The 6,053-nt window shown below is 68.5% G+C and carries 5 protein-coding genes and 2 pseudogenes; 4 read left to right on the top strand and 3 right to left on the bottom strand.

What is annotated here, in order from left to right; genetic code table 11:
* The first annotated feature begins 231 nt into the window (after positions 1 to 231).
* The 4 genes and pseudogenes from VXC91_RS41370 (at position 232) to VXC91_RS41355 (ending at position 3,144) form a co-directional block, all read left to right on the top strand.
* Complete coding sequence (locus VXC91_RS41370; RefSeq protein ID WP_329512516.1) at positions 232 to 1,143, top strand: DUF6192 family protein; 912 nt, start codon at positions 232 to 234, stop codon at positions 1,141 to 1,143.
* Between the two features lie 2 nt (positions 1,144 to 1,145).
* Positions 1,146 to 1,556 (top strand): RacP protein, encoded by a 411-nt coding sequence (locus tag VXC91_RS41365; protein WP_329512515.1) that lies wholly within the window; start codon positions 1,146 to 1,148, stop codon positions 1,554 to 1,556.
* Between the two features lie 74 nt (positions 1,557 to 1,630).
* A pseudogene (locus VXC91_RS41360) lies at positions 1,631 to 2,440 on the top strand (IS5 family transposase); the annotation flags it as partial.
* Between the two features lie 215 nt (positions 2,441 to 2,655).
* The gene (locus tag VXC91_RS41355) at positions 2,656 to 3,144 is read left to right on the top strand and encodes a GNAT family N-acetyltransferase (protein ID WP_329512514.1); all 489 of its coding nucleotides are present in this window, start codon (positions 2,656 to 2,658) and stop codon (positions 3,142 to 3,144) included.
* Positions 3,145 to 3,296: 152 nt separating this feature from the next.
* Here VXC91_RS41355 and VXC91_RS47315 read toward each other — a convergent pair.
* The 3 genes and pseudogenes from VXC91_RS47315 to VXC91_RS41345 form a co-directional block, all read right to left on the bottom strand.
* Positions 3,297 to 3,384 (bottom strand): annotated as a pseudogene (locus VXC91_RS47315) (ISAzo13-like element transposase-related protein); the annotation flags it as partial.
* A gap of 72 nt (positions 3,385 to 3,456) precedes the next feature.
* Positions 3,457 to 4,494: an alpha/beta hydrolase gene (locus VXC91_RS41350; protein WP_329512513.1), complete on the bottom strand. Its 1,038-nt coding sequence runs from the start codon at positions 4,492 to 4,494 to the stop codon at positions 3,457 to 3,459.
* A gap of 145 nt (positions 4,495 to 4,639) precedes the next feature.
* A complete protein-coding gene (locus VXC91_RS41345; protein ID WP_329512512.1) occupies positions 4,640 to 5,893 on the bottom strand; it encodes an MFS transporter in 1,254 nt (417 codons plus the stop codon).
* Positions 5,894 to 6,053 lie beyond the last annotated feature (160 nt).

Here is a 6,053-nt window from a genome sequence, read left to right as displayed (position 1 = left end):
CGGAACCCCGGCTCTCCCGCCTGCCGCAAACGGTCATGGCACACGCGGCGCGCGCAGTCAGGCGGGGTGTGAGCCTGCGCGTTCGGTGCTGATGGGGCTGCTTCGGGCGCCGGGGCCGTACGCCTTTCTCTGCCGGGCGAGGCGGTCGGATGGTGCGAAGTGACGGGCTTCCAGGGCGAGTTGACGGCACGCGAGGGTGTTGTCCCCGGGTCTCGTGGGGGTGGTGTCCGGATGACCGGGATGGTCGGCAGTGTGACCCGGCAGCGCTACGACGAGCTGGTCAGGCTGGGGCGGGACTGGGTCGAGACGATGAGCGGTGTCCAGTGGCAGCTCGGGGACGCCGGCCTGGAGATCGAGCCGATGCGCTCCTACGGAGGCGCAAAACCGTCGGGGAACGAGGAGTTGTTCACGGTCAGCGAGGCGATCCGGATGTTCGCCGAGGACGTCGGCCTGGCCTATTCGACGGTCCGGGACTACCGGTGGGTGGCCTCGCGCTGGCCGAAGGAACGCCGACGGACCGGAGTCTCCCACACCATCCACAAGATCCTCGCCTCGATCCCCGACGAGCAGGAACGGTTCGAGGCGGTGAACAACCCCCCGGCCAATCCGCGCGGCGGTCCTGCGCGCTGGACGCACGACAGCGCGAAACGGATCGTCGGCTGGAAGGTCGACACCCCCGAGAGCGTCCAGGAGAAGGTGGACGCGATCCACGACCTGGCCGCCGACGACCAGGTGGCCGCGCGGGTGGCCACCGACTTCCTGCGCCGCCCGGCGGTCGCCTCGAAGGCCATGGCCGACGACACCGCCAGGCACGCCGTGAATGAGGCGCAGTTCGACCAGTTCCGACAGCAAGTCCAGTACGGGCGAGAGGAAGCCGCCCCGCAGCTGGACCAGCTGCGCTGCATGGAGCACAACACCCAGTTCATGGACCTGGTCGCGGCCTGCACGCAGTTCACCGTCACCGCTGGAAGGATCGTGCCGAACCTGCGCGGCGAGCCCTACGACGATGCCGAACGCGAGACGATCCTGCGGGGCCTTGCGCGGGTGCGGGCATCGGCAGACTGGATCGAGAACGCGGTCACCCGCGGCGAGGTTGACCTGGACGAGCAGCTCCAGAAGCTGCTGAAGGGCTCGGGCGAGTAGCGATGCGGCGGGGGGTTCCCGCTCACGTCCATGCCGAAGCCGTCCTGTCCGCCCTGCTGGAGGCCCGTCCCGCCGGTCTGACGATCGTCCAGCTGATGGCGGCCACCGAGCGCACCCGCGCGCAGGTCCACACCGGGCTCGCGCACCTGCGCCAGGTCGCCGCCGCGAAGGGGCTCCCGCCGGTGACCTGGGACAAGACGTGGGGCTACCGGATGCTGGAGGACGCGCCGGAGGTCTGGATCGGCTACGAGCGGGCGTTCTTCGAGTCGGTCCACCACCGGGTGGAGAACTTCATCGCCGGGATCCTCCTGCCGCACCAGAAGAAGAAGCCCGACGACCCCTACATCCGCACGGTCATGGCGCAGATGGGCGCGATCGAGTCCACTCTGCATCTCCTTGCCAATCTGGAGTGAGCCCCTGGAAAGGTGACGGGCCGCGACCGCCCCGCAGTTGGCCCCTTCTTCAGGTCGCGGCCCGGCACCTCGTCATGCCGCTGCCCCGCTACCGCTACCCCTCCGACACCAGCGACCTCGAATGGGCCCTCCTGGAACGGCTCCTGCCCACTCCCGCCTGCCAGACCCCCAAGGGCGGGGCCCCGGAGAAGTGGCCCCGCCGCCGCGTGGTCGACGCCATCCGCTACATCACCGACAACGGGGCGAAATGGCGTGCTCTGCCTGCGGACTTCGGCATCCCCTGGCGCACGGTGTTCGGATACTTCGCCCGATGGGCGAAGGCCGGTGTCCTGCGGCACGTCCTCGATCAGCTTCGCCGACGGTTGCGGCTTCGGCGACGGCGGTGTCCCTGGCCGGTCCGGGTGATCGTGGACTCCCAGTCCGTCAAGGGCGCGGAGACCGTGTCGAAGGCAACGCGCGGCTACGACGCGAACAAACACATCAACGGGAGGAAGCGCCATCTCCCGGTTGACCAGGACGGCCTGCTCGTCGACCTGCTCGTCACGCCGGCCGACGTCCAGGACCGCGACGCCGCGCGCATCCTGCTGACCCGCCTCCACGCCGAACACCCCGAAATCGTGCTGGTCTGGGCGGACAACGGCTACGGCGGAGACGAGTTCGCCGCCTGGGCACAGACAATCCTCGGCATCACCATCAAGGTCGTCTCCCGGCCCAAGGACGCCAAGGGCTTCGTCTTGTTGCCCAAGCGCTGGGTGGTTGAACGGTCGAATTCGTGGACGATGCGGGCCCGCCGCAACGCGAGGGACTACGAACACCTCATGTCCCACGCCGAAGCCCACGTCCAGTGGGCCTTCATCACCCTCATGACCCGCCGCCTCACCCGACGAAACCGCCGAACCGACGCGGTCCCAGCTCCCCCTGCGGCAGTCGCCTGACGATCCCTCCGCCCGCCGTTCGATTCGGCGTCCATCGACGCTCAACCGAACGGCAAACCCGATCGCACCCAGCTCCATGGCCTCGTGACCCGAGAAAACGTGATGCCACCCCGGGGCACGAAAAGCATTGGCGGTCCCGTGGCGCGGGCCGACATCCTGTCCGCATGCTGATCAGGGAAGCCAACACCGGGGACTGGCCCGCCATATGGCCCTTCTTCCACAAGATCGTTGCCGCTGGTGAGACCTTCACCTATCCGATCGATCTCAGGGAGGAGCAGGGCCGCGACTGGTGGCTCTTGCCAGCCCCGAACCGCACGGTCGTCGCCGTCGACGACGCCGGAACGGTCCTCGGCACGGCAAAGATGAACAACAACCACATGGGCAACGGCTCGCACATCGCGAGCGCCAGCTACATGGTCGACCCGGCGCACTCTGGGCAGGGCGTGGGCCGAGCACTGTGTGAGTACACGGTGGAGTGGGCGCGCGCGGCCGGCTTCCGGGCGATGCAGTTCAACGCGGTCGTCGAGACGAACGTGCATGCGGTGAAACTGTATCGGTCCATCGGTTTCGAGGTGCTTGGCACGTTGCCGGAGGGCTTCCGACATCCCTCGAAGGGCTACGTCGGGCTCCACATCATGCACCGCGCACTCTGAGCCACAGCAGAAACTGAGACAGACGATCCAGAACCCGCCACCCGCCGTTCGGATCAGCGTCGATGGACGCCGGTCCGAACGGCAAACAGAGACCTGTCCCGCTGCATAACCCCGTGAGCAGCGCAAAGAGGTTCAAACACAGCTTCTGAGGTGTCCCACCACCGGCCGCAACATGGCCACGGCGAAGCGGGCGGTGTCCCCGTCGCAGCCCACCGACCCCCACCCGGCATCCGCGGCCAGCATGGCGACGTGAGTCCTCGGGCGGGAGGCCGAACGGGACGACGCGTACGCCGGTCACCGACCTCACCGCCGCTACTGGGGGATGACGTGGTCGCCGAGCCAGCTCAGCAGCGCGGTGTTGACCTCGGCAGCCTTCTCCAGGTTCACCCAGTGTCCGGCGGCGAGACTCACCTCGGTCAGGTCGGTGCAGTGCTGGCGCATCGGCTCGGCCATGCGGGAGCGGGTGATGTCGGCGGCGGAGTCATACCGCGCCTCGACGAACAGTACCGGCATCTCCAGTCGGCCACCGTGCACCGACTCGTCGCTGTAGCGGCGGTTGTCGGCGTGGTTGAGGTAGTAGCAGTTGGGGCCCCAGAACCCGTTGGCCGACAGGGTTTCGACCAGGTCGTCGTAGATCTCGTCGGTCAGCATGGCGGGATCGCGGGGCAGGTCGGGCATCGCGTCCGGGCCACCGAACCAGCCGCCGTCCCGGCTGACGTACGCCCGAGGGGACGGCCCGGACAGCACTGCCGGGTTACCGGGCCGGTACAGTGCGGACACCATCCGGGCCGGGTCCGCGTCGAACTGGGCGGTGACCTGTTCGGCTGACGTCTCGTAGAACGCCATGTAGTCGAACTGCGCGTTCGGCAGGATGTCCGCGGGGTAGGTCTCGCGGTCGACCAGGTCGAGCATGGCGGCCAGGCCCCGGTCGAGGGTGCGGTACGGCACGGCCAGCGCGGCGACGCCGTCGCACAGTTCGGGATGGTGGGCGGCCAGCGCCCAGACGATGGACGCACCCCAGTCGTGGCCGATCCAGGTGGCCGAGGTCCGGCTGGTGGACTCGAGCAGGGTCCGCAGGTCGTCGACGAGGTGGCGCAGGGCGTAGGCCGAGGGTTCGGTCGGGACCATCGACCGGCCGTAGCCCCGCGTGTCCGGGGCGAGCACGCGGAAACCGGCCGTGGCGAGCGCGTCGATCTGCGGCGCCCAGGTGATCGCGGTGGCCGGCCAGCCGTGCACCAGCACCACCAGTGGGCCGTCGGCCGGCCCGGTGTGTAGGTAGGAAAGTCGGCCGCCCTCGGTGGTCACTGTGTCGCGGGCCAGCGGTCGCGGTGCGGCGTTCGGCGCGTTCATGGTTGTTGTCCTTCCGGGTGTGGATCTCGTTTTGGCTGATGGGTCGATCAGTGGTGTGCGCTCGCGCACGGGGCGGGTTCGGCTGCCGCGGCTAGGTCGCGAAGGCACGCAGCTCCTCCGGGCTGGGCTCGGCCCGGAGCCGAGCTCACCGCCCGACTTTGTGTGCTGGGCGTCTCCTGGCAACTGGCTCGGTGGTCTTCTCGGGAGCACGGATCAGGGCGAGCGCGACCACCACGGTGGCGGCCGCGATGATGGCGAGGACCGGCGCGAAGATGAAGATCGTCTGCTCCAGGCCGACGGCGGTCGCGGTGATGCCGGCGAGGATCGAGACGGTGCCCTGGCCGATGTAGCCGACGAGGTAGAAGGCGGAGATCAGCCGGCCGCGGTGGTGGGCGGGTGCGTAGCGGTGGATGAGGCCGATGCCGCCGAAGACGCCGAAGCCAATTGCCGTGCCGCCGAGGATCTGGGAGACGATGTAGACGGGCATCGAGTGCAGCGTCGCGGCGGGGATGAACAGCAGGATCGCGATCGCGCCGGACAGGCCCGCGATGACCACCGACCAGCGCGGCGGCACCGGCCGAAAGGCGAAGGCGATGACGCCGATCACCGTGGAGGAGATCGCCAGTATCAGGCCCTGGACCAGGGCGTTGTCGGTGTGGATGAGGTCCTTGGCGATGGTCGCGCCGAGGGAGAGGATGATCGCGGCCATGCACATTTGGGTGAGGGAGGCGAAGGCGGAGACGGTGAAGATGCGGCGACTGTCTCTCGGCACGGCGACCGGGCGCGGCGCCCACGGACTTCTAGCGGTCGCGGTGGTCTGGTCGCTGTCGTAGGGGGCGTGCTTGGGCATGAACCACACGAGCACGAACGCGATGACAATCAGCGTGAACAGTACCCAGAAGGTCAAGTGCAGCGGTGCCGGCGCGTACTGCACCAGCGCCCCGCCGACAACGGTGGCGCCTACCAGTCCGGCCGAGGTGCCTATCGCGGTCACCGAGCTGGCGCGGGCGGGGTTGCCGGTCGGGTTGAATTCGGCCAGCGCGGCGCTGGCCGCCCCGAGCGAGAAGCTCATTCCCACGCCCTGCAGGATGCGGCCGATGTAGAGCCAGGCGATGTCGGGGGCGAGGGCGAAGATGAGGGCGCCGAGGATGAAGAAGCCGACACCGAGCAGGATCGAGGCCCGGCGTCCGATGTGATCGGAGATCCCGCCGAACAGGGTCAGGACCACCACAAGAGTGAGTGGATACACCCCGAACAAGGTGGTGGTGACCGTTGGCGTGAGCCCCCACTGCTGGGCGTACAGCGGATAGACCACCGACGGGGCCGCGCTGGCCCACAGGGCCAGCACAACCACTAGGGCGGCGGTCCAGAAGCTCGCCGCGGGGCGGAGCGTAGTCATGGGGAGGGGTCCTTTCGAGCAGGTGCAGGCGCCGGAGCCTGCCGGGACCGGCACTGCCGCACTCTACATATTTGACTCCGAATCTCCAACTCAAATCAGAGTACACTGGGGGCATGACTCAGAAGGCAACGACCTCAGAACCCTTGTGCTCGATCCGAAA

The sequence above is a fragment of the Streptomyces chiangmaiensis genome, from assembly GCF_036281785.1.
Classification (GTDB): Bacteria; Actinomycetota; Actinomycetes; order Streptomycetales; family Streptomycetaceae; genus Streptomyces; species Streptomyces chiangmaiensis.
This window is presented reverse-complemented; position numbering and strand designations above follow the sequence as displayed.

Bases quoted from the DNA above. Each gene is read 5' to 3' on its own strand.
- VXC91_RS41370 (WP_329512516.1), top strand. From the start codon at position 232: ATGACCGGGATGGTCGGCAGTGTGACCCGGCAGCGCTACGACGAGCTG.
- VXC91_RS41365 (WP_329512515.1), top strand. From the start codon at position 1,146: ATGCGGCGGGGGGTTCCCGCTCACGTCCATGCCGAAGCCGTCCTGTCC.
- VXC91_RS41355 (WP_329512514.1), top strand. From the start codon at position 2,656: ATGCTGATCAGGGAAGCCAACACCGGGGACTGGCCCGCCATATGGCCC.
- VXC91_RS41350 (WP_329512513.1), bottom strand. From the start codon at position 4,494: ATGAACGCGCCGAACGCCGCACCGCGACCGCTGGCCCGCGACACAGTG.
- VXC91_RS41345 (WP_329512512.1), bottom strand. From the start codon at position 5,893: ATGACTACGCTCCGCCCCGCGGCGAGCTTCTGGACCGCCGCCCTAGTG.